This window comes from Streptococcus cuniculipharyngis (genome assembly GCF_007859195.1).
GTDB lineage: Bacteria > Bacillota > Bacilli > Lactobacillales > Streptococcaceae > Streptococcus > Streptococcus cuniculipharyngis.
In genome coordinates this window covers 88147-110075 of record NZ_VOHL01000003.1, presented here as the reverse complement: position 1 = coordinate 110075, position 21929 = coordinate 88147, and the positions used below count along the sequence as shown (strand labels likewise).

Sequence of the window (21929 nt, the reverse complement as noted above, 5' to 3'; positions counted from 1 at the left end):
TTTCCATAACCCGCACTTGGTTCGTCTTATTCAGTTCTCAATGGTCCTATCCGCTCTCTCAAGCGACAACTATTATATTCTATCAAACCTACTTCCACTTGTCAATAACTTTTTACACTTTTTTTGAGTTTTTTTATTTTTTTCTACGACTGCTCCCTTGTCAAGGAAGTCTACTTGACTTCATTAGCCCTTTGTGATAACATTACTTCCAGTGACTTGTTATCACACTATACTAATATCTTTATCATCGAAAGGAGTCTATCATGGCTGTTCCTGCTCGTCGTACGTCTAAGGCTAAGAAGAACAAACGTCGTACTCACTATAAACTCGCTGCTCCTAATGTAGCTTTCGACCAATCTACTGGAGACTATTCCCGTTCTCACCGTGTATCTCTTAAAGGATACTATAAGGGTCGCAAGATTGCAAAGGCTGCCGCTGAGCAATAATAGAAGGGAGTTATCATGCGCGTTAATATTACACTTGAACACAAAGAGTCTGGGGAGCGTCTTTACCTTACGTCTAAAAATAAACGCAACAATCCAGATCGTCTACAACTTAAAAAGTATTCGCCTAAACTTCGTAAACATGTTCTCTTTACCGAAGTTAAATAGTTACATCAACCCCAGCCTCTTGGTTGGGTGTTTTTTTACTGTCGTATAGTAAAACATGATAAAAAACAAACCTTTTCTATGGGTTTGCTTTTATTTATCGGACAAGTTAATGGCTTTTTCCAAATCTGACAAGACATCTGACATATAGATTGTTTTTAATTCCATTTCCATAGCTGTCTGAACTTGTAACAGTTTATCATCCACGGCGGCGTGAATATTTCCCCCAACAATACAATCAGGATGAGGATTTTCATGGAAATTAAATAGTCCTGTTTTATCAATATTATCGACCGTGACAAAAATATCATAAAGGCTAATCTCATCAAGAGATTTTGCCAAGCGAAAGCCCCTGCTTCCCTGTTTGGCATCAACAATTCCTGCTCCTTTCAAACCAGATAGAACCGACCTGATAATTACAGGATTGGCTTGAATACTATTGGCCAAGACATTACTGGTCACTTGTTGCTGGTCTTGAAATAATTGGATAAAGGCTAAAGCATGAATGGCAATCGTAAATTTATTTGATATTTGCATAGATAAGGTTATTCGCTGACCACACTGATACGAGCTTTGAGATGATTTCCTGATACAATTTCATCAATAATAGCAATGGCATAATCAGCATAAGACACCTTACTTTCCCCTTTACTATTCAAAACAAGTTCTTCGCCGCCAAGAATATAGTTGCCTGTTCGCTCTCCATCTGCTTGGAAATCACCAGCTGGGCTAACATAAGTCCAATCCACATCATCAATCTGACGAAGTGTTTCTAAAGCTTCTTTGTGAGCATTCAAAACAGGTAACGCTTCTTCAGGAAATTCTGTCACATCTGCAACAGTAAGGGTGTGTTCTGGATTAACATACAGACTACCTGCTCCACCAACAACAACTAAACGTGTTTTGCTATCCTTTAAGATTTTTGTCAAATGTTTAGCGGCATCAGGAATAATATGTACGGTATCTGCTGTCCAGGCACCTACTGCATCGACGACTGCATCAAAATTACGCAAATCATCAGCCGTCAAAGAAAAAACATCTTTTTGAATAAAATTTGGTGCAAGAGTTTCATTTTCCTCTCGAACGATTGCAGTGACATCAAGACCACGATCCACTGCCTCTTTCACAATCAAACGACCTGCTTTACCATTTGCTGCTACAACTGCTATTTTCATTTTCTTTTCCTCCAAAAAATATATTGTAAAAACTTTTTTTACAAGTTTTCGTTTATTAATATATCTTATTATCAACTTCTTGTCAATAACTTTTTTACAACTTTTGAGATTTTTTCAAATGCTTGGTAAACGAGTTAACTAGACCTGTCCAATATGAATAATAAAAGACCCCAAATTAACTTGTAATTTGGGGTCTTATTACTATTTTTTAGTTAAGCTTGAGTGCTTGTAACCATAGAAAAAATAGATTAGGATACCAATAATGATGGTAACCGTAAAGACTTTCCAAGTGTCAGCATCCATCTGACCAATCATAAACAGACAGATGACAAAGGAAAGAACTGAAACTAGCGGTGCTGCTGGTACGGTAAACTGACCTGCCTGAGGGGCACCTGTTTCCCTTCTTAATTTCATCAAACCAATTGGCAACATGGCCATACACATCAAGGTTACCAAACTGGTTAAGTTTGCCAAGGTATTGAGTGGGAAAAATCCTGCCATCAAGGCTGAAATAATACCGGCAAGAATGGTCGCATTGACTGGCACCTTACTTTTTTCACTGACATTACTGAATGATTTTGGCAACAGACCATCTTGACTAAGGGTAAAGGTCAGACGAGCCAAGGCAAATAAAAGGGAGATACAAACCGTAATTAAGGTTAAAATAGCCACCGTCGCCACATAATTAGCGGCCCAGCCCAGACCGACTTGACGCAAGGCAAAGGCTACTGCATCCCCAACATTCAATTCTGTATAATTCACCAAGCCTGACAACACTAAGGTCACTAAGGCATAGAGCACAGCCACACTACCAACTGCAATGGCAATGGCCTTGGGCATAGTTTTTTGGTGATTTTTGGTTTCATCAATAGCCATTGGCATGGCCTCAAAGCCGAGAAAGGCATAAAACATGGTTGCTGCACCAGCCATAATCCCTGTCTGACCGCCGACTAATTGACCAAAGCCAAAAGGTGCAAAATTAGACCAATTGGCAGGCTTAACATAAAAGACACCAATCATTAAAAAGAGGGCTAGGGCTGAAAATTTCAAAATAACCAAAAAGTTATTAAATCGTAAAGATTTTTGCGAATCAAGCAAGACTAAGCCAGTCACCAAAACAACAACCAAGAGGGCCATCACATCAACATACTGGCCTTCAGCAGGATTAACACCACTAAGAGCTAAAGGTAACTGGATCCCAATCTCAGCCAAAAGTCCTTTCAAATAACTCGCCCAACCAGATGACACACCTGCCACTGCAGTCAAAAATTCTAGACCCACAAACCAGGCCGCCATCCAAGCAGGAAATTCACCAAGAGTGGCATAAATATAACTATAAGCACCACCACCTCTTGGAATGCGTGAGGCAAATTCAGCATAAATCAGGGCTGACAAACCAACAGCCACTGCGGCAATCAAAATAGAAATCATCAAAGCCGGGCCAGCCGTTGCAATAGCCGCTCCCGAACGGGTAAAGATACCTGTACCAACCATGGTACCAATCCCCAGTAAAATCAGGCTTCCCAAATTCAAATGACGTTTTAACTCTGTTGGTCTAACATCAGTTGACTTTGTCCTAAACATTGACATAACTGTCTCCTTTATCTCATGTAATTCAAAACTATCTCATTTTATCATAAAGTAAAGGGGCTTGCAAATAGCAAAAAAACTGAGAAAACCCTCAGTTTTTAAGTCAGTCTTTTTCAGACATTTTTTCCTTGATTTCATCATAAGATAGGGCACGAACAGCTTCTTCATCAGCCTCTGTCACCTCTGGCATGCTCCCAGTTTCATAGATAGACTTGATTTGGGCTGCATCCAAGGTTTCATACTTGAGCAAGGCTTCCGCAATCAGCCTATGTGTTTCACGATGACTATTGATAATATCCGCTGCACGATAGCGAGCTTCATTGAGCAAGTCACGGACTTCTTCATCAATTAACAAGGCGGTTTGTTGTGAGTAGGATTTCTCAGGACTCACTTGACCTGTTCGAATGGCATGGTTCCCCTCATATTGGACAGGACCAAGCTTATCACTCATGCCGTACTCAGTGACCATGGCACGAGCCATTTGACTGGCCTGTTCAAAGTCATTGGATGCCCCTGTTGTTTGCACATTAAAGATAATTTCTTCTGCAACACGGCCACCCATCAAACCGGCCAACTGTTCTTTCATTTCTTCCTTAGAATGTAACATCTGATCTTCTTTTGGCAGAGAAATCATATAGCCACCTGCACGACCACGTGGCACAATGGTTACCTTATGAACATCACGCGCACTAGACAAGACTAAACCAACAATAGTGTGACCTGCTTCATGGTAGGCTACCAGTTGACGTTCTTTCTCGGAAACTTTCTTATCTTTCTTAGATGGGCCGGCAATCACACGATCCTCAGCCTCATCAATATCACTGGCATCAATTTTTGTCTTATTGCGACGGGCTGCAACCAGGGCTGCTTCATTGAGGACATTTTCCAAGTCAGCGCCGACAAAACCAGGGGTCTGTTCAGCAACCACCTTGAGGTTAACATCATCAGCTAAGGGTTTATTCTTAGCATGGACACGTAAAATCGCCTCACGGCCCTTGACATCAGGATAACCCACCAAGACCTTACGGTCAAAACGACCTGGACGAAGGAGAGCTGGGTCAAGAACATCACTCCGGTTGGTTGCGGCAATCACGATAATGCTTTGATTACCATCAAAACCATCCATCTCAATTAAAAGTTGGTTGAGGGTCTGCTCACGTTCATCATTACCCCCACCAATACCTGTGCCACGACGACGACCAACAGCATCAATCTCGTCAATAAAGATAATAGCTCTCTCAGCTTTTTTAGCATCTTCAAAGAGAGAACGAACACGGCTAGCACCAACACCGACAAACATTTCAACAAAGTCCGAACCTGAAATGCTAAAGAATGGAACACCTGCCTCACCAGCAACAGCCTTGGCTAAAAGAGTCTTACCAGTTCCTGGAGGCCCCTCAAGCAAGATACCTGCTGGAATACGAGCACCCAAGTCCTTGTATTTCTTGGGATTACGTAGGAAATCAACCACTTCCACCAATTCTTGCTTTTCTTCTTCCGCACCAGCCACGTCAGAAAAACGCACGCTAACATTGTCCTTACTTTGGGTTTTTGCACGATTTTTACCAAAGTTCATGGCACCGCTGGCACCACCACCTTGACGCATCATCATCATGAAGAAACCAACCATTATCAGGATAGGGAAGTAACTAGCCAAAATTGACACCCAAGTTCCGGTTGAACTTTCTGGTTTAACTGTCAACTCTGTTCCGGCTGCCTTAGCAGCTGCTTCAATAGATTGAAGGGAAGTATCGCTTGGTAAAACTAGCGATGTGAAACGGCTGACCTTAGTCGAGCTGCTGCCAAGGAAAGTCGTTGGGGACTTGACTTCCTCTTCCTTTTTATATTCTCCTGAAATTTCAATCACGGAACCGCTTGGTTGATAATTTAACTTTTTAATCTCACCAGCTTCAATTTTTTTCAGTAGGGTTGAATAATTAATTTGTTGGCTCTGAGCAGAACTGCCTCTTAGGTAATATTGTCCAGCAGTTACTAGAATAATCATCAGTAAAATATAGACAAAAGCATTTCTAACCAGTCCATTATTTTTATTATTTCTCATATAAAACTTAGTAGACCTTTTCTATTGTTGTGTATAGACTTCTTCTTTTAAAACGCCGACATAAGGCAGGTTACGGTAGTTTTCCGCATAATCCAAACCAAAACCGACAATAAATTCATTGGGGACATCGTAGCAAACATAATCTGCTTCAATCTCAACCTGACGTCCTTCTGGCTTATCAAATAACGTTGCGATTTTAACAGACTTGGCTTGACGATATTTAAACATATCCCGCAGGTATTTCAACGTACGACCAGTGTCAATGATATCCTCGATAAAGATAACCTCACGTCCTTCAACATTGGTATCCACGTCTTTTAGGATTTTCACTTCTCCACTACTTGTTGTTCCTCCATGATAACTGGAAACCACCATGAAATCTACTTCAATGTGGGTATCAATATGTTTCATCAATTCTGCCATAAAGGGAACTGAGCCTTTTAAAATACCAACTAGAAGAGGATTTTTTCCTGCATAGTCTTTAGTCAACAACTGACCAAGTTCCTTTGATTTAGCGATAATCTGCTCTTCAGTGTAAAGGACTTTTTTAATATCTTGTTCTAACATGTGCCACCATCTTCTATTTTTTCTATAAATATGATACCCTCAATTATATCATTTTTGCTAGACTTTCTCAAATATGTTCTGTCTTTCGTAAACACAAAAATAATTTTTCCATCCTGTTCCCCTACAATAGCCTTTTCTCGTTCGTCCTTTGAAATTTTTTCATCAATAAACCATCGACCTAGTTTTTTATGATAAGTGCCAAAATCCAAGACATCCCCTGCTTGCCTTTGGCGTAACTGGATAGGAGAACGACTGGTGACAACTAAACCATCTAAAATAGCCTGATCAGGTGACCACTGCAAGTTAAATTGACCAAACCTGACGTGCCCCTGATAGGGCAAAAGGATAGGCTGATGCTTGACGTTTGGTAGACTAGGGCGACTAATCTTAAACCTGTCCACTGTTTTGCTAAAGTAGTAGCCATTTTTTAAATAATGATCGTAAGTTTTAGTAGAAGACAGTTGCGCCAATAATTGATTAAATTGACTCTTTGATAGGGCTAAATCTGGAAATTGTTGGAGGTACTCCTGCAGTAAAAAATAGCGAACTGCCGGACTTTCTTGCCGAAAAGCCTGACAATTTCCCATTTCAATCTTTTGGGTTAGGCTGGCCAAAGCTTCAAATAAGAGCGATGTTTCATGTGAAACATCTACCAAGTGTTTTCTGATTTGTTGATTTTCCTGCTCTAATAAGGGCAGGTACTGCTGCCTCACACGATTACGGAAATAGGTCAACGACTGGTTGGACGAATCTTCAAAATGAAAAACTTCTGGTAAATCTTTTTTAGCAAAAGCTAGCAAAGGACGAATCAATTCTCCCTGGCCAAACTTCTGAACAGGCTGTATTCCCCTCAGATAACGAAGCCGACTTCCTCGCAAAAGACGCATGAAGACAGTCTCAACTTGATCATCAGCATGATGAGCAGTCACCAGGGCTGTATACGATTCCTTTGCCATTACCTTTTTAAAAAAATCATAGCGGAAATTTCTCGCTCGCTCCTCTGTAAAAGGTCCCGAAAAGTTTGCCTGATAAAAGGCAAGGCCTTTTTCTTTTGCCCAAGTTGCCAAATACTCTGCTTCTACTGCCGCTTCCGCTCTTTGGCCATGATTAACATGGGCTACACCGAGATTAATTTCTAATTTTTCCCGATAATTATGCAAAAAGTGAAGTAAATTCATGGAATCTACTCCACCAGATACGGCAATCAAAACCTGACGATGATTTTTAAAATAACCATTTTTTTGCACATGGGCCAATAATTTTTCATACATCACTTCAATATCTCATAAACATCATTAGCAATAGCCGTGATATCATCATAACTTGCCTTGTCTGTAAAGATGGACAAAATAAATGGGGACGATGCGTAGACAATCGCAACATCATGTTTGTAGTCATAGGCATCACCAATTTTATGGGCAACTCGAACAGAAATATCCTTAGAAATCCTTTGATTATCAAACTCCGTCTCAGAAAGGTAGTCTAACACCGGGCTATTTTGATAGTAGAGACCTTCCATGACTCGACCAGCCATTTGAGCAGTAGCCTTTTTATCAATCATGCTCCACGACCTACCCGCTAACCTTTTGATGTCTCGACGATAGCTAGCATCATACTGATTGGTTAAGTAATACCCCAACAGATTACTAGCCACATTATCCGAATTTTGCGCCACATATTTTAGCAACTCTTCGACACTATAATCTTTATTATCGGCTATTAGGCTGAGTTTACTGCTGCCACTGGCATCATAAGCCCCCTTAAATTGATTAACCTCTTCGGTATAAAGCAGGCGGTCATCTAACTTGAACTGGGCATTTTGTAACTCTTCTTCTACATAATAAAGAATGGGAAGTTTGGTGATACTCGCCGAATACATTTCTAAATCTTGGTTAACTTCCGCAACTTGTTGGGTGGCCAGCTGCTTGACATAGATGCCATAATTTGCTTTTTTGTATTTCTGCTCAAGCATGGCTTGAACCTTCTCAATCCGATTATCCAGGCTAGATAAATCATTTTGATTAACCCAGCCCTGACCCTCAATTTCCAAATAGGTACCATGCTGAGTCCTTGCTTGACTCACCACCTTGACAGGAAGATAAGCTTTTAATTGATGGGTTTTAGCTGGGACGCCAAAGACATACGGAGACTCGTAAAGAGTCAACTGTTCTTTGGTCCAATAAACCTGGTCAACTTTTACTTGCTCTAAAACAATATCATCAAATATCAGAAATTTACTGGCCGCAATGTAACTGCCATCTGCCAGCTCAAAAACTGGAGTGAGATTCTGATTCAAACTCAGAGACTTGATTTTTAGAGAATCAGCTGGACTTATCATTGCCTTGACCTGCTTGAGGTTCTTGTCTGCATAGACCACTGTCTCCTGATACAAACTAGGATTTTTGGGAAGATGGTCAAAGTAACTATATAAGGTCCCTACCTGCGCTGACAATTGATAGCGTTGCCCTTGAGTTAAAGGGAAATCAAACTCACCACTATCTAGGATTAAAGGTGACAAAAAAACAGGTAAAATAAATAATAACAGCAGTTTTTTCACACCCAACTCCTTTCTAGTTCGTCTTTTCCTCCCTTAAATCTTGATTTTTCTGAGCTAGTTCTTCCAACTTCTCTTCAGAATAAGACAAAAATTTTTCAATTGTTTCAATTAAATGATCCATAATATCTATTTCGGTAATAATTCTGGAATGGCATAGATGGTTTCACCTGTTTTGGAATAATAATATTTGGCACGCGCATATTTTTCCACATAGGCCTTGTCCTTCAATCTTTTGGCTAACAATTTTTCTGCATCTGTTTCTAAGATTAAAGACTGGTATTTTTTTTCCAGACGACGAATTTCCACCTGTCTTTCCTGCAACTTCATGTAAGTAGAGACCAAATTATAGGTAGGAAGGATAAAAAGCAGCATCATCCCAATCAACATCCACCCCATGAAACGATGACGTTTCCGAGTCTCCTCCTCTTCATAACGCTTACGAAGATTTTCATCATTGATGTAATGATTATTGATTTGTACAATATTAGGCTTGGCCATCTACTTCTATCCTTGTTTCACTGATAATCTCATACATCTTGAGGGCATCTTCTTTTTTGGTACTGTCTTTCATTTCTAAAACACGTACTGTCAATAGTTTGTTACCAAATCTAATCTCTATTTGGTCATTTATGTTCAAATCAGTTGACGATTTCGCTAAAATACCATTTACCTTAATCCTGCCCTTGTCAGCCACTTCTTTAGCAACCGGGCGACGCTTAATAATCCGCGATACTTTCAAATATTTATCTAATCTCATAACTCACCTCGTGTCTTTTCATTCTATCATTTTTTATGAAAAAATGGTAGAAATGACCACAAACTGTCCGGAAAAACCTGCCAATGATAACTTAATAAGAGAAAAATTCCCCCACCTAAGCCTGTTGACAGCAGTAAACTCATAAAGGCCCAGATACGTGAGTCTTGAGGTAAGAATTGTGTCAAACCAAAAACTAGTAACCCCATGATGGATAAAACCAAATAAAATTTTCCGTTGACTAGATTAGCCCAATTCACAGGCACCTGACGGACATAGGCCAACAAAACAAAGACAAGACTTAGGCATGTTGACAAACTACTGCCAACAATCCCAAAAAATCCAGTCAATGGGCCCGTTATTAGCAACTTAAGTAACACCCCTAAAAACAAATAGAGAAGCGACGACCGATGTTGACCGACAATAAAACAATGGTGATGAAAATATTGCACCATGCTGGCTAAGAAAATCAAGGAACTATAGAGGCTAAGGGCTAATAAGCCTTGTCGATCTGTAAAGAGAACTTGATTAACCTGAGGAAGGACACTTAAAAAGCCAACGGTTATGGTCAAGCTAAGGTAAAAAATCACTTCAAAAAATCGCTGACGTTCCAACTCGTAGGTTTTCTCATTGGCCAAATAGAGTTGGGTTAGTTTTGGAAGATAACTGGTAAACAAGGCCGTCGTCACTAACAGGCCAAATTGAAGCAATGGTTGTCCGCGGTCATAAACCCCTTTTAGGGCCTCAGCTAATTGATTTGCCATACCTTGTTCAACCAGAATGTTTTTTACCAAGAAGGCATCAATCAGTTGAAACAACAAAAGATACATGGCGTACAAGGTAAATACAAGACTAGGAATAGCAGCCGACCCAAGCTCTGCCAAAGACATGCCCCTCTGAGCTAACAAGGGCAAAGGATTTTCCTTAGACTGATAGGCTAAATAGACTACTGTAACTAGGCTAGCAAAAAAATTTCCAGAAGCAGCTAGGTTGGCTGTTTGATAAATGTCCCAACGGTAAACAAGATAGCAAGCAGCCGCCACAATAATGATTAAAACCCTAACCACCTGCTCTACAACCTGACTCAGGGCTGTCACTCTTAACTTCCCTTGTCCTTGATCAATTCCCCTATAAAACGATAGAAAAGGTGTTATAAAAAAAGTAGCTGCCACCCAAATAAAGGCGGGCCCTAACCTACTGGCGCCAATCCAATTCGCTAAGATTTGGTGCCCCAATAACATTAAGCTAGCAGTCACCCAAGAAAATATGGTTGATAGCTTAAGAAAACTAACTAGATGGCGACTGGATGACTTCTGTAATAAACTAGAGATTAGATTTGGAAAGCCAGTCAACCCTAAAGCTGTAATAATCGCTAAAAACGGATAAATCTGTTGATAGGCATAAAATCCCCTATCACCAACCAAATTTTGGTAGGGAATCCGATAAATAGCAGCTAAAATCTTTGAAACTAAACTACTCAACCCAACCAGTAAGCTAGCTGTCTTAGCTTCTTGTAGCAGTTTTTCTTGCTTTAATGTCACGACAAGCCTCTCCAAATTTCTTCAATTCCTCTAACACCTCGTACTCTTTTTTATGACGGATGTCAAAAATAACCTCTATTTTTCCATCAATCTCACTGATTCTAGCTTTAAGCGAGGTTTTTGACAATCCTTCAAAGTAATCTTGAGTCAGAAAGATGGACTGAATGACCCGCTCAAAACGAACAATCAATGCTCCTTGCTTGCGCTCAACCAATTCTACAAAAATATGATCAAAATGGGCCTTGATTAAGGCAATCTCCAATAAATAAGCAACGGCATCAGGATAATCACCAAAACGGTCAATTAGTTCATCCTGTAAACTGTCATAATCTTGTTGATCATCAATCGCGCGAATGCGTCTATAAATTTCAATTTTCTGTCGCTCATCTTTAACATAGTCACTAGCCAAATAGGCATCTAGTTGTAGATTGATCTCTGCATTCCCTTTCTGACGAATCTGAGATTTTCCTTGCTTTTGATTGATGGCTTCTTCCAATAATTGAGAATATAACTCAAATCCCACTGAATCAATAAACCCACTCTGAGAGGCACCTAAAATATTTCCTGCCCCACGAATTGATAAATCACGCATGGCAATTTTAAACCCACTGCCAAGCTCTGTAAACCCCTTAATGGCTTCCAATCGTTTCTCAGACACCTCCGTCAAAATCTTATCTGGACGGTACATGAGATAAGCATAAGCAATCCGATTACTGCGGCCAACACGTCCCCTCAATTGATACAAGGTTGACAGACCCATATAATCAGCATTTTCAATAAACAACGTATTGACATTAGCAATATCGACTCCGGTCTCAATAATCGTCGTGGCTACCAAAACATCATAAACCCCATCAATAAACTCTAACAAGGTGTCTTCTAGCTGAATCTCACTCATCTGCCCATGCACAAAACCTATAGAGGCCTCAGGTAATAATTCCTGCAAGTCAGCAACTTTTTGCTCAATGGTGTCAACCCGATTGTAAACATAAAAAACTTGCCCCCCTCGATCCATCTCACGCAAAACGGCTTCACGAACAAGGCTGGGATTGGTTTCCAAAACATAGGTCTGAACCGGATAACGATTGGTTGGTGGGGTTTCAATAACGGATAAATCCCTAATCCCCAGCATGGACATGTGCAAGGTTCGCGGAATTGGAGTAGCAGTTAGGGTTAAAACATCAATTTTATTTTTTAATTCCTTCAGACGTTCCTTGTGCTTGACACCAAAACGCTGCTCTTCATCAATCACCAAAAGCCCCAAATCAGCAAACACCACATCTTTGGAAAGTAGTCGATGAGTGCCTACAAGAATATCAATCTGACCTTTACCCAACTTGACAATGGTGTCAATCTGCTCCTTCCTAGTTTGAAAACGACTCAATAGTCCAATTTCAACTGCAAAATCCTCAAACCGCTCCTTAAAATTGGTATAGTGTTGCTGGGCCAAAACCGTTGTTGGAACTAAGATAGCCACCTGCTTGCCATCATTAACCGCTTTAAAAGCTGCCCGCATAGCAACTTCGGTTTTTCCAAAACCAACATCCCCCACTAGCAATCGATCCATAGGACGACTCTTTTGCATATCTAGCTTAATTTCCTGAATTGAGCGAAGTTGGTCCTCTGTTTCTGCATAAGGGAAATACTGGTCGAACTCCCTCTGGTTATCATCATCTTCCGAAAAGGCAAAGCCCTCCAACTGACTTCGCTCAGCATAAAGTTTCAAGAGGTCATCAGCAATATCCTCAACCTGCTTAGCAACTTTTTGCTTGGTCTTTTTGAAACGCCCATCATTCAACTTATTGAGCTTAGGTTCCTTACCATCGCTAGCTAAATATTTAGATAGTAAGTCAATCTGCTCAATCGGAACAGAGATCCTATCCTTGTTTTGATACTCAATCGTTAAATAATCCTTATGGATTCCCCTAATTTCAATGGTTTCAATCCCCAAATAACGACCAATACCGTGAACATGATGAACGACAAAATCCCCTTGATTAAGTTCATTATAATCCTTCAAACGCTCAGCATTACTAATCTGCTGACGTCGTATCCGTCGCTTAATCTTTTTATGGAAAATTTCCTTACCGGTCACAAGGGCCAGCTTTTCATCTGCAAAATAAAAACCATGTCCTAAATGACCCAGGGTCAGCTGCGCCTCCCCCTCCTGTAATTCAGTTGGAGCTACAATGGGCAGGTTTAGTTGATAGGATTGCAATGTTTCTTGCAACTGTTGTAAACTAGCTTCTGAATCAGCCTGTAAAATAACCGTTGCTCCCAATTTAAGGTAACGATTCACTTCATCAATTAAAAGAGGAAATTGATTAAAGAATTCCTGCATAGGGTACTGAGTCAATTGGTACAGTTTGTCAAACCTCATATTCCCTAGCCCCTTATGGAAGTTAGAAAAAAACGTGGCCGGTTGGTACTGTCTCAGAGTAGTGAAGACATCAGCTAAGTAAGTTTGTTTACTCAAAGCTTTACAGTTTTGTAAATTATCTGTCAAATAATTAGCCATTTCAATGTCTATCCTGGCATGACGATCAACTAATTTTTGAAAATCATCAAAGAACAATTGAGTCTGAGGAGGGAGATAATCCAAAATGGTCCACTGCTGGTCATAGAAATAGGCTAAAAATTGTCGAATATCTTGATGACGATGACCTCTTCTCGTCACAGATAAAAAATCCTCTAAATAAGTTTGCTGATCTATTCCTTCCTGCTCTAGTTCAGTTTCTAAACGACTAACAGCTCGTTCAAAATCTTCAGATGACAGGATTATTTCACTGGCTGGACTGATGTTAATCTCTTCTAAATTTTCTAGCGACTTCTGAGTCTGACTATCAAAGGAGCGAATCCCATCAATCTCATCACCAAAAAATTCTATCCGATAAGCCTCATCTGTACAAATATCATAAATATCAACGATATCTCCCCGCTGGCTAAATTGACCTAAACTCGTAACCTGAGAGACTTTTTCATACCCTAATTGGCTTAATCTCTCAACTAACTGACTTTGCTCCAAGTCCTGCCCAACTGCTAGGCTAACTAAGCTTTTGACAAAATTCTCTGGCTTGGGAAGTAAAATTCGACTAGCCGCTAAACTCAGTACCAAAATACCAGACTCGCTGTCATTCAAAAGAAAATTTAAGGCCTCTAACCGATTCCGTGACTTTTCCTGTGAGGCCAAAAGAAATTCAGCAATGATAGCATCATCAGCAAAAAAAGGATAAACATGGTCTGGTCCTAATAAGCTAGCTAATTCTTCCGTTAGTTGCTCTGCTTCATGATGACTGGCCGTCAAGATAACTAATTTTCCACGGTGTTTTTGATAATAGCTAGCCATGGCCAAGTGTTTACTTGTCCCAGATAATCCCATCACTAACTGCCGATTGACTGATTGAGCATCCAGCCAGTCTTGAATCAGTTTATTTTTTGAAAATAAATCTATAATTGTTTGTTTAACCATTATATTGTCTCATCGTATCTTCAAAATCTTTTGTTGTCAAGTAATGATTGACAGCTTTGTCAACCCTGTCAAGTGTATTTAACATGGTGATTTCATCTTCTGGGTCAAAAGTACCCAAGACATGATTAATCACTGTCATCTGTGCCTTAGGACGGCCAATGCCAATCTTGACACGGTCAAATTCTTGCATCTTTAGCTGGGCAATAATACTCTTAATACCATTATGACCACCAGCAGATCCTTTTTGACGAAAACGGAGTTTACCCACTTCCATATCCAAATCGTCATAAATGACCAACAGGTCACTGACAGCAATATTATAATAGGTCAAGAGTGCCCTGATAGCTAGACCACTATTATTCATAAAAGTCGTTGGTTTGACAAAATAAACCTTTTCTTGGTTGATAAAGACTGAACCAATCCAAGCCTTAAAATTCTTATCTTCTGTAAAGGTCACGTCAAGGTCCTTTACAAGTCTGTCAACCGCCATAAAGCCAACATTATGCCTTGTTTTATCATATTTTGAGCCTGGATTACCCAGACCAACAATCATTTTTACCATTTTTTTCTCCTCAAATAGCAAAAGGGAAGCAGATAAGGTATTCGGCAAATCAATAACCTCTCTCACTCCCTCTTATTTTCCATTACACATTAAAGCGGAATTCCATAATATCACCATCTTGGACGATGTATTCTTTTCCTTCTTCACGCAAGCGACCGGCTTCCTTGACGGCCTTTTCACTACCGTAGGTCATCAAATCCTCATAAGACATGGTTACCGCACGAATAAAGCCCTTCTCAAAATCAGAATGGATAATTCCAGCAGCTTGTGGTGCCTTGATACCACGTTTGAAGGTCCAAGCACGTACCTCTTTTTCCCCAGCAGTAAAGTAGGTCCCTAAGCCCAACAAATGGTAGGCAGCACGCGTTAATTTGTCAACGCCTGATTCAGTCAGACCAATAGCCTCCAAAAACTCCTGCTTGTCTTCATCATCTAATTCTGAAATTTCTTCTTCGGCACGGGCTGAAATGACTACCACCTCAGCATTTTCTGTTGTCGCAAAGTCACGAATAGCCTGAACATAAGCAATCTCATCTGGTTCTGCTACCTTGTCTTCATCAACATTTGCCACATAAAGAACAGGTTTCGTGGTCAATAAGAACAAGCCCTTAACAACCTTTAACTCGTCATCTGAAAAATCAATGGTACGGGCTGACTTGCCATCTTCCAAAACTGGCTTGATTTTTTCCAAAACAGAAAATTCAGCAATAGACTCCTTGTCTTTTTGCGTCCGAGCCATTTTCTCAACACGCGCATAGCGTTTGTTGACACTCTCCAAATCGGCCAAAATTAATTCTAGGTTAATGGTTTCAATATCAGCAATCGGATCAACAAAGTCCGACTCACGTCCTTGCTCCCGCATGACATTTTCATCATCAAAGGCACGCACCACATGGACAATGGCATCTACTTCACGGATATTGGCCAAAAATTTATTCCCTAGACCTTCTCCTTTTGAGGCACCCTTAACAATCCCTGCAATATCGGTAAACTCAAAGGTTGTCGGCACCGTTTTTTTCGGAGTAATCAACTCCGTCAATTTTTGCAGACGTTCATCTGGGACCTCAACCATGCCGACATTGGGGTCAATAGTCGCAAAAGGGTAGTTGGCAGCTTCTGCCCCCGCCTTGGTAATTGCATTAAATAGGGTTGATTTACCAACATTTGGCAAGCCAACAATTCCTGCTGTTAAAGCCATACTTACTTATCTCCATCTAAAAATTTTAATCATAACCATTATAGCAGAAAAACGACGAAAAAGCTTGCCGATTGACAAGCTTAATTCAAAATTTCCACCAGGGAACGAATAAACCAGATAACTGCACCCAAAACAGGAAAGATGATCCACCAAAATTCTGCTAGAAATTCCCAAAAAGTCTTTGGTTGCTCTAGGGCCTGTGGCTCACTGACACTACTATCTTCCAAGTCCTCTTCTTTACCCAAAATAAGAACATCCAAACTAACCTCAAAAATATCAGCTAATACAATCAATTTTTCCAGGTCTGGTGTGGCTTCACCGGTTTCCCATTTCGAAATGGCTTGTCTGGAAATATACAATCTTTCAGCTAAATCATCTTGGGACATGTTTTTGGCTTTTCTAAGGCTTTTTATCTGTTGGGCTAAAACTGTCATCACAATCCCCTCCTTATTTCTGTTTTATAGGATTAGTATAACTAAAAAACCTAGGGATAACCAGCACTTTTTAAGAACTCTCTTGCAACCAGTAGTTGCAAGTTGTCAACTAGCCCTTGCTAGTCAAAATAGCCTTTAATTTCCGCTCAAAATCATAGCGACTCATCATAACTTCATGCTGACAATTTTGACAAAGCAATTTAATATCTGCTCCCAAGCGTTTCACTTCCCAAGCATTGGCTTTTTTCCCAGTTGCTTTAATGATACAGGCATGGGGCTTCTTCATTTCAACCACACTTCCAACTTGATACATCTTACTTCCCTCAATGACTAATGATAATTTATTATAACAAAAAAGAACTTCACACGGAAGTTCCAAAAACTAATTGGTCCGAACTGGAGTAATCAGTTGAATAAAGTTCTCACTGTCATCACCTGGTGTTAGCGTAAAGGGACGAACAGGTGAGATAAAACGAATCTTAACAGTTTCACTCTTGAGCGCTTTAAGAGCTTCAATCAAGTAGGTTGGATTGAAGCTGATGGTCAAGTCACCTCCAGTTAGACCTTCTGTATCAATTTCTTCGTTAACTTTCCCTACCTCTGGTGAGTTAACATGGGCTGTTACTAATTGATTTCTAATCTCTAGCTTAACAGTACCATTTTGACTGGCATTAGAAACCAGGAAGGCCCGTTCCATGGCCGAGCGTAGAGTCGTTGTACGACAAATAAGCTCTGTTTCAAAGTCGGCTATTAGCAGGCGATCCGTATCAGGATAAGTTCCTTCTAACAAGCGAGTATAAAAACTAATGTTATCTGTTCTGAAAAGCATTTGATTGGCTGAAAAGAAAACTTCAATGCTTTCGATATCCTCTGTAAAAACGGCTGAGAGCTCACGGAGGGAACGACTAGGTAAAACAACATCAAAATCATCTCCCGCCTTGTCTAGGGTCAACTGACGCTGACTCATGCGATGTGAGTCGGTCGCCACTGCCTTAAATTCTTTTTGATTTGTTAAAACAAAATGAACCCCAGTCAAAATAGGACGACTTTCTTGGGTGCTAGCTGCAAAAGCTGTCTCAGAAATTAAGGTTTTTAATAATTTAGTGTCAAAAGTTAACGGATTTTTGGCGGTCATTTCTTGCAGACGTGGGTACTGATCAACATCCTTACCTTTCAAGGTAATCTCTGATTTTCCACTTTTGAGAACAACTTGATGATGTTCAATTTCCTGGAAATCCAAGGTAACATCTGGCAGACTTGAGACAATATTGATGAAAAAATTAGCTTCTAGTAAGATACTTCCTGGAGAAGTAATTAATAGACCAGCATTTTCATTATCCTGATGAATAGCATGTTCAATCGATATTTGACCGTTAGATCCTGTCAAAGTAATGCCTTCTGCTGAAACCTCCAATTTCAAACTAGATAGAATAGGAATAGCATTTTTTGAACTAATTGCTCGTTTGGTAATCGTTAAAGCCTGAAGAAAAAAGGTTTTATTGATTGAGAATTGAATCATGATAACTCCTTTATATAATTAATAATAAATTTAGTAGTAGTAGTATGGCCTGTGGATAAGGTGGAAAAGTTATCAAAAGCCAAATTTCTCAAGGCTTCAGACTTGTTAACAACTTGTGGATAAGGTTTTGATAACTGTTGACTTACGCACATCCTTATTTTAATTTATTTTTGATGGTATTAATTTCTATTTTTAAACTTTCATCTTGGTTAATCAGATTTTTTATTTTATTATAGGCGTGAAGGACAGTTGAGTGATCACGTCCACCAAAGGCACGCCCAATTTTTGTCGTGCTATTATCGGTCATTTCTCGTGATAGATAGATGGCTACCTGTCGAGCGGTTGCTAGATTTTGTGGTCGCTTGGTGGATTTGATTTCCTTAACGGTAACACCGTAAAAGTTACCAACTTCTTCTTGAATTTTTTCAATCGGGATTACCGTCATTTTCGGGGCACCCGTTGTACGCGAACGAATGGCCTTGGCTACTATATCAACAGTGATGGTGTCAAGGTTTTCTAAGCTAGCGATAAGATTGATATTTTTAAGAGACCCTTCAAGGTCACGGACGTTGGAATCAATCTGATTGGCAAGGTATTCAATAGCATCTTTTTGGAATTTAAAATTAAGGTGTTGAATCTTGTCTTTTAGGATAGCCACACGCGTTTCAAAATCTGGTGGAGTGATATCAACTGATAGGCCCCATTCAAAGCGGGTAACCAACCGATCAGGCAAATTTTTTAAATTTTTCGGCGAGCGGTCACTGGTCAGAATAATCTGTTTCTTTTTATCAAACATGGTATTGAAGATGTTAAAGAATTCATCCAAGGTACTTTCCTTATTGACCAAGAATTGAATGTCATCAACCATGAGCACATCAAGGTGACGAAACTTTTCTCGAAATTCATCCATGCTCTTTTTTCCTAGCATCGCACTATTAACAAATTCATTGACAAAACTTTCCGTTGTGATATAAAGAATTCGCTCAAAAGGATTGGCTTCTTGTACAGTATTACCGATGGCATTGAGAAGGTGGGTTTTTCCTAGACCAGGACCTCCCCAGATAAAAAGTGGGTTGTAGTTGGTTCCAGGCTTGGCTGCAACAGCCAAGGAAGCTGATTTGGCAAAGCGATTGCCTTCTCCTTGGATGAAATTATCAAAGGTGTAGCTGCTATTAAGATTGGAAGCAATTGGTGAAAGGTATTGGGAATCGTCTAGATCCGTGCTATCTTCAGCAGCATCTGTTGAGGACAGCAGGTTCTGATCTTCTAGATCCTCTGGAAAAACGTAGACAGCCTTGATTTCAGTATCCAATATTTCAAAACCAGCTGTTAAAATATCACTTTCCAAATTAGTTTCCCAATATTTTCGCTGAATTTCATGAGGAAGTAAGATCGTGGCTTGATTATTTTTAATTGTTAATAACTTAGCAGAAGCGACATAGTAGTCATAGGTATTCTGAGTTTGCGAGTTTCTCGTCAATTCTAGGACTCGTTGCCAAAAAGCTACTTCTAATTTGGTCATAAGAAATCCTTTCTCTTTGATTTAGTAGTTCTATTTTATCACAAAGGGACTTATTTGCAAATAAAACAAAAAAGTTTTCCACAAGCTGTGGAAAACAATTCACATTGTGATTTACTTTTTTCCACAAGCTGTGGAAAAGTGAAATAAGCTTGTTAACTCTCATTTTTTACAGAAAAAAATCTGTGGATAAGTGATTGTTAGCTTAAAAGAAATCAACAAGCTATTTTAACTTGTTGATAAGTCTTTGATAATCTTCCTCAGAAGAAAAATGGATAGTGAGTTGCCCTTTATGCTTTTTGTGATAGGTTAATGTTACCGGCAGGCCCAAAGAACGGCTTAATTCTTTCTCGCTTTCTTGAATGAATAAATCAGGAGTCCTTGTTTTGGTGGGTTTTGTTTCGGTTTTTAGCCGTTTCTCCAACTGGCGGACACTGAGCCCTTCTTCCTGAATCAGGTTAAAATAGAAAAGTTGTTCTGATTCTTTCAGATTAATTAGTAAGCGCGCGTGCCCTTGAGAAAGTTGGTCTAGGGCAACTGCTTTTTGTAGATGAGCTGGTAATTGGAGGAGCCTGAGACTATTTGAGATATAAGGTCTAGATTTCCCCATGGACTTGGCTAATTCATCATGGGTTGTCTTAGTTTTATCCAAGATTTTCTGATAGGCCTGTGCTTCTTCAATCGGGTTGAGATCTGAACGCTGTAAATTTTCAATAATGGCCTGTTTCATACTGTCTTGATCGGAGATTGTTTTGATAATAGCAGGAATTTTAGCTAGTCCTGCTAATTGGCTTGCTTTGAGCCGACGTTCCCCGGCAATTAGCTCATAGCCAAAAATGGGGGACTCTCTGACAATAATGGGTTGTATCAGGCCATTTTCCTTAATTGACTCAGTTAATTCTGTCAATTCTTCAGGTTTAAAGTGCTGTCTCGGCTGATAAGGATTGGGATAAATATCTGACAAATTAATGTAGGAAAATGAATCCATAAAAATCTCCTGTTTATCTTAAAAAAAGACCTTTACATCATTGTAAAGGTCTATCTTTACTTTGTCAACTATCTTGTCAACCTAGTTACTCAAATCTTGAGTGCTTTTTGTTAGTTTAATCGTTTCAGTACGTTTTTCAGAGCCACGATAGAAGGTTACTGTCATCTTGTCACCTAAACTATGCTTGTAAAGTAAACTTTGTAAATCACTGGTATCTTTGACTTCTTGACCGTCAATTTCAGTAATGACATCGTATTTTTCAAGCTTGCCTTCTGACGGCATGCCGGTTTGAACAGCAGCTACTACGATACCGCTGGTAATATCCGCTGGGATTTTTAATTGACTGATGGCAGAAGTTGACAGTTGACTCAAATTAACCATTGAGATACCGAGAGCGGGACGACTAACAGAGCCATTTTCTTCAAGCTGTTTGATGATTTCAACCACGTCGTTAGATGGAATGGCAAAGCCCATGCCTTCTACAGAAACCCCGCCTAGGCCAGACTTACTGGTTGCTGAAATTTTACTTGAGTTGATTCCAATGACCTGCCCCTGGATATTGATCAAGGCTCCGCCAGAATTTCCTGGGTTGATAGCGGCATCTGTCTGGATAGCATTGGTTGAAATAGTCTGTCCAGTATCACTTGTTGAGGTAACTGTTCGGCTAAGACTTGAAACAATACCTTGGGTTACAGAATTAGCATATTCGCTACCTAAGGGGCTTCCGATGGCGATAGCCGTTTCCCCTACGGTAAGAGAAGAAGAGTCAGCAAATTGAGCAACGGTTTTAACTTTTTCTGCTGAGATACGGACAACAGCTAGGTCAGAATAAGTGTCTGATCCAATCAGTTCCCCAACAGCCTTGGTGCCGTCAGCCAAAAGGATTTCAATCTTTTCAGCCCCCTGAATCACGTGATTGTTGGTTACTAGATAGGCATATTTTTTATCTTTTTTATAAATAACACCAGATCCCTCACCAGCAACTTGTAATTCAGCATTTTCATTGAGATTGGTTTCTGGATTTTGACCAAAGAGGCTAGAAATATTACCTGTTGAGCTAGCATTTTGGTAATTGACAACTGAAACAACGGCATCTTGAACAACCTTAACAGCTTCAGTGGTAGATGTTTTATTTTGAGAAGTGACTTTAGTAGTGGCTACCTGGGTCACAGTTGTATTTCCGTTAGACTGCAGGACTACAAGACTGGCTAGGAGTCCTCCGAGAAATCCCAACCCAATGATAAAGCAGGTTTTGATCAGTTTTTTTAAGGGAGATGATTGTTTATTTTCCATAGTCATCCTTTCTTGATTTTTTAAGTTATAATAATTCATATAACTTAATTATAACTTAATTTTTGGAAAAAAACACTTATCCACAATTGTGGA

Annotated in this window: 22 protein-coding genes; 2 read left to right on the top strand and 20 right to left on the bottom strand. The window is 39.8% G+C overall.

Annotated elements, in window-relative coordinates; translation table 11 throughout:
• Positions 1-263 precede the first annotated feature (263 nt).
• Positions 264-446, top strand: a complete 183-nt coding sequence (rpmF, locus tag FRX57_RS05425) for a 50S ribosomal protein L32 (protein ID WP_146567464.1) — start codon at positions 264-266, stop codon at positions 444-446.
• Positions 447-461: 15 nt separating this feature from the next.
• Positions 462-611: a 50S ribosomal protein L33 gene (gene rpmG / locus FRX57_RS05420; RefSeq protein ID WP_146567462.1), complete on the top strand. Its 150-nt coding sequence runs from the start codon at positions 462-464 to the stop codon at positions 609-611.
• A gap of 90 nt (positions 612-701) precedes the next feature.
• Here rpmG and FRX57_RS05415 read toward each other — a convergent pair whose 3' ends face one another.
• The 20 genes from FRX57_RS05415 to FRX57_RS05320 form a co-directional block, all read right to left on the bottom strand.
• On the bottom strand, positions 702-1145 hold the full coding sequence (locus FRX57_RS05415; RefSeq protein WP_146567460.1) for an Rrf2 family transcriptional regulator: 444 nt from the start codon (positions 1143-1145) through the stop codon (positions 702-704).
• A gap of 8 nt (positions 1146-1153) precedes the next feature.
• Positions 1154-1783, bottom strand: coding sequence for an NAD(P)-dependent oxidoreductase (locus FRX57_RS05410; protein WP_146567458.1), 630 nt, complete (start codon positions 1781-1783; stop codon positions 1154-1156).
• Between the two features lie 201 nt (positions 1784-1984).
• Positions 1985-3373 carry an APC family permease gene (locus FRX57_RS05405; RefSeq protein ID WP_146567456.1) on the bottom strand — a complete coding sequence of 463 codons (1389 nt, stop codon included), beginning with the start codon at positions 3371-3373 and terminating at the stop codon, positions 1985-1987.
• A 103-nt stretch (positions 3374-3476) separates the two neighbouring features.
• A complete protein-coding gene (gene ftsH / locus FRX57_RS05400) occupies positions 3477-5435 on the bottom strand; it encodes an ATP-dependent zinc metalloprotease FtsH (RefSeq protein ID WP_146567454.1) in 1959 nt (652 codons plus the stop codon).
• Positions 5436-5456: 21 nt separating this feature from the next.
• Positions 5457-6002: a hypoxanthine phosphoribosyltransferase gene (gene hpt, locus FRX57_RS05395; RefSeq protein WP_146567452.1), complete on the bottom strand. Its 546-nt coding sequence runs from the start codon at positions 6000-6002 to the stop codon at positions 5457-5459.
• Positions 5996-7273: a tRNA lysidine(34) synthetase TilS gene (tilS, locus tag FRX57_RS05390; RefSeq protein ID WP_146567450.1), complete on the bottom strand. Its 1278-nt coding sequence runs from the start codon at positions 7271-7273 to the stop codon at positions 5996-5998. The genes hpt and tilS overlap by 7 nt, the downstream gene beginning before the upstream one ends.
• Positions 7273-8559, bottom strand: a complete 1287-nt coding sequence (locus FRX57_RS05385) for a serine hydrolase (protein ID WP_146567447.1) — start codon at positions 8557-8559, stop codon at positions 7273-7275. The genes tilS and FRX57_RS05385 overlap by 1 nt, the downstream gene beginning before the upstream one ends.
• A 13-nt stretch (positions 8560-8572) precedes the next feature.
• Positions 8573-8680, bottom strand: coding sequence for an SP_0009 family protein (locus tag FRX57_RS05380; RefSeq protein WP_146567445.1), 108 nt, complete (start codon positions 8678-8680; stop codon positions 8573-8575).
• 5 nt (positions 8681-8685) lie between these two features.
• Positions 8686-9057, bottom strand: coding sequence for a septum formation initiator family protein (locus tag FRX57_RS05375; RefSeq protein ID WP_146567443.1), 372 nt, complete (start codon positions 9055-9057; stop codon positions 8686-8688).
• Entirely contained in the window at positions 9044-9316 is a 273-nt protein-coding gene (locus tag FRX57_RS05370; protein WP_146567441.1) for an RNA-binding S4 domain-containing protein, read from the bottom strand. The genes FRX57_RS05375 and FRX57_RS05370 overlap by 14 nt, the downstream gene beginning before the upstream one ends.
• 26 nt (positions 9317-9342) lie before the next feature.
• Entirely contained in the window at positions 9343-10854 is a 1512-nt protein-coding gene (locus tag FRX57_RS05365) for an oligosaccharide flippase family protein (protein WP_186600833.1), read from the bottom strand.
• Positions 10817-14323: a transcription-repair coupling factor gene (gene mfd / locus FRX57_RS05360; RefSeq protein WP_146567436.1), complete on the bottom strand. Its 3507-nt coding sequence runs from the start codon at positions 14321-14323 to the stop codon at positions 10817-10819. The genes FRX57_RS05365 and mfd overlap by 38 nt, the downstream gene beginning before the upstream one ends.
• On the bottom strand, positions 14316-14885 hold the full coding sequence (gene pth, locus FRX57_RS05355) for an aminoacyl-tRNA hydrolase (RefSeq protein WP_146567434.1): 570 nt from the start codon (positions 14883-14885) through the stop codon (positions 14316-14318). Before pth ends, mfd begins: the two co-directional genes overlap by 8 nt.
• Positions 14886-14967: 82 nt before the next feature.
• Positions 14968-16083 carry a redox-regulated ATPase YchF gene (ychF, locus tag FRX57_RS05350; protein WP_146567432.1) on the bottom strand — a complete coding sequence of 372 codons (1116 nt, stop codon included), beginning with the start codon at positions 16081-16083 and terminating at the stop codon, positions 14968-14970.
• An 80-nt stretch (positions 16084-16163) separates the two neighbouring features.
• Positions 16164-16517: a helix-turn-helix domain-containing protein gene (locus tag FRX57_RS05345; RefSeq protein ID WP_146567477.1), complete on the bottom strand. Its 354-nt coding sequence runs from the start codon at positions 16515-16517 to the stop codon at positions 16164-16166.
• A 109-nt stretch (positions 16518-16626) separates the two neighbouring features.
• The gene (locus FRX57_RS05340) at positions 16627-16830 is read right to left on the bottom strand and encodes a DUF951 domain-containing protein (RefSeq protein WP_146567430.1); all 204 of its coding nucleotides are present in this window, start codon (positions 16828-16830) and stop codon (positions 16627-16629) included.
• Between the two features lie 69 nt (positions 16831-16899).
• On the bottom strand, positions 16900-18036 hold the full coding sequence (dnaN, locus tag FRX57_RS05335; RefSeq protein ID WP_146567427.1) for a DNA polymerase III subunit beta: 1137 nt from the start codon (positions 18034-18036) through the stop codon (positions 16900-16902).
• Between the two features lie 154 nt (positions 18037-18190).
• Positions 18191-19558: a chromosomal replication initiator protein DnaA gene (gene dnaA, locus FRX57_RS05330; protein WP_146567426.1), complete on the bottom strand. Its 1368-nt coding sequence runs from the start codon at positions 19556-19558 to the stop codon at positions 18191-18193.
• A 220-nt stretch (positions 19559-19778) separates the two neighbouring features.
• Positions 19779-20543, bottom strand: a complete 765-nt coding sequence (locus tag FRX57_RS05325; protein WP_146567424.1) for a ParB/RepB/Spo0J family partition protein — start codon at positions 20541-20543, stop codon at positions 19779-19781.
• Positions 20544-20624: 81 nt separating this feature from the next.
• Positions 20625-21836, bottom strand: a complete 1212-nt coding sequence (locus tag FRX57_RS05320) for a S1C family serine protease (RefSeq protein WP_146567422.1) — start codon at positions 21834-21836, stop codon at positions 20625-20627.
• Positions 21837-21929 lie beyond the last annotated feature (93 nt).

Coding starts and splice junctions, on each gene's coding strand:
- FRX57_RS05415 (WP_146567460.1), bottom strand. CDS start 1,145: ATGCAAATATCAAATAAATTTACGATTGCCATTCATGCTTTAGCCTTT.
- FRX57_RS05370 (WP_146567441.1), bottom strand. CDS start 9,316: ATGAGATTAGATAAATATTTGAAAGTATCGCGGATTATTAAGCGTCGC.
- rpmG (WP_146567462.1), top strand. CDS start 462: ATGCGCGTTAATATTACACTTGAACACAAAGAGTCTGGGGAGCGTCTT.
- FRX57_RS05345 (WP_146567477.1), bottom strand. CDS start 16,517: ATGACAGTTTTAGCCCAACAGATAAAAAGCCTTAGAAAAGCCAAAAAC.
- ychF (WP_146567432.1), bottom strand. CDS start 16,083: ATGGCTTTAACAGCAGGAATTGTTGGCTTGCCAAATGTTGGTAAATCA.
- FRX57_RS05380 (WP_146567445.1), bottom strand. CDS start 8,680: ATGGATCATTTAATTGAAACAATTGAAAAATTTTTGTCTTATTCTGAA.
- tilS (WP_146567450.1), bottom strand. CDS start 7,273: ATGTATGAAAAATTATTGGCCCATGTGCAAAAAAATGGTTATTTTAAA.
- FRX57_RS05325 (WP_146567424.1), bottom strand. CDS start 20,543: ATGGATTCATTTTCCTACATTAATTTGTCAGATATTTATCCCAATCCT.
- ftsH (WP_146567454.1), bottom strand. CDS start 5,435: ATGAGAAATAATAAAAATAATGGACTGGTTAGAAATGCTTTTGTCTAT.
- pth (WP_146567434.1), bottom strand. CDS start 14,885: ATGGTAAAAATGATTGTTGGTCTGGGTAATCCAGGCTCAAAATATGAT.
- hpt (WP_146567452.1), bottom strand. CDS start 6,002: ATGTTAGAACAAGATATTAAAAAAGTCCTTTACACTGAAGAGCAGATT.
- FRX57_RS05375 (WP_146567443.1), bottom strand. CDS start 9,057: ATGGCCAAGCCTAATATTGTACAAATCAATAATCATTACATCAATGAT.
- FRX57_RS05410 (WP_146567458.1), bottom strand. CDS start 1,783: ATGAAAATAGCAGTTGTAGCAGCAAATGGTAAAGCAGGTCGTTTGATT.
- FRX57_RS05340 (WP_146567430.1), bottom strand. CDS start 16,830: ATGTATCAAGTTGGAAGTGTGGTTGAAATGAAGAAGCCCCATGCCTGT.
- FRX57_RS05405 (WP_146567456.1), bottom strand. CDS start 3,373: ATGTCAATGTTTAGGACAAAGTCAACTGATGTTAGACCAACAGAGTTA.
- dnaN (WP_146567427.1), bottom strand. CDS start 18,036: ATGATTCAATTCTCAATCAATAAAACCTTTTTTCTTCAGGCTTTAACG.
- rpmF (WP_146567464.1), top strand. CDS start 264: ATGGCTGTTCCTGCTCGTCGTACGTCTAAGGCTAAGAAGAACAAACGT.
- FRX57_RS05320 (WP_146567422.1), bottom strand. CDS start 21,836: ATGGAAAATAAACAATCATCTCCCTTAAAAAAACTGATCAAAACCTGC.
- mfd (WP_146567436.1), bottom strand. CDS start 14,323: ATGGTTAAACAAACAATTATAGATTTATTTTCAAAAAATAAACTGATT.
- dnaA (WP_146567426.1), bottom strand. CDS start 19,558: ATGACCAAATTAGAAGTAGCTTTTTGGCAACGAGTCCTAGAATTGACG.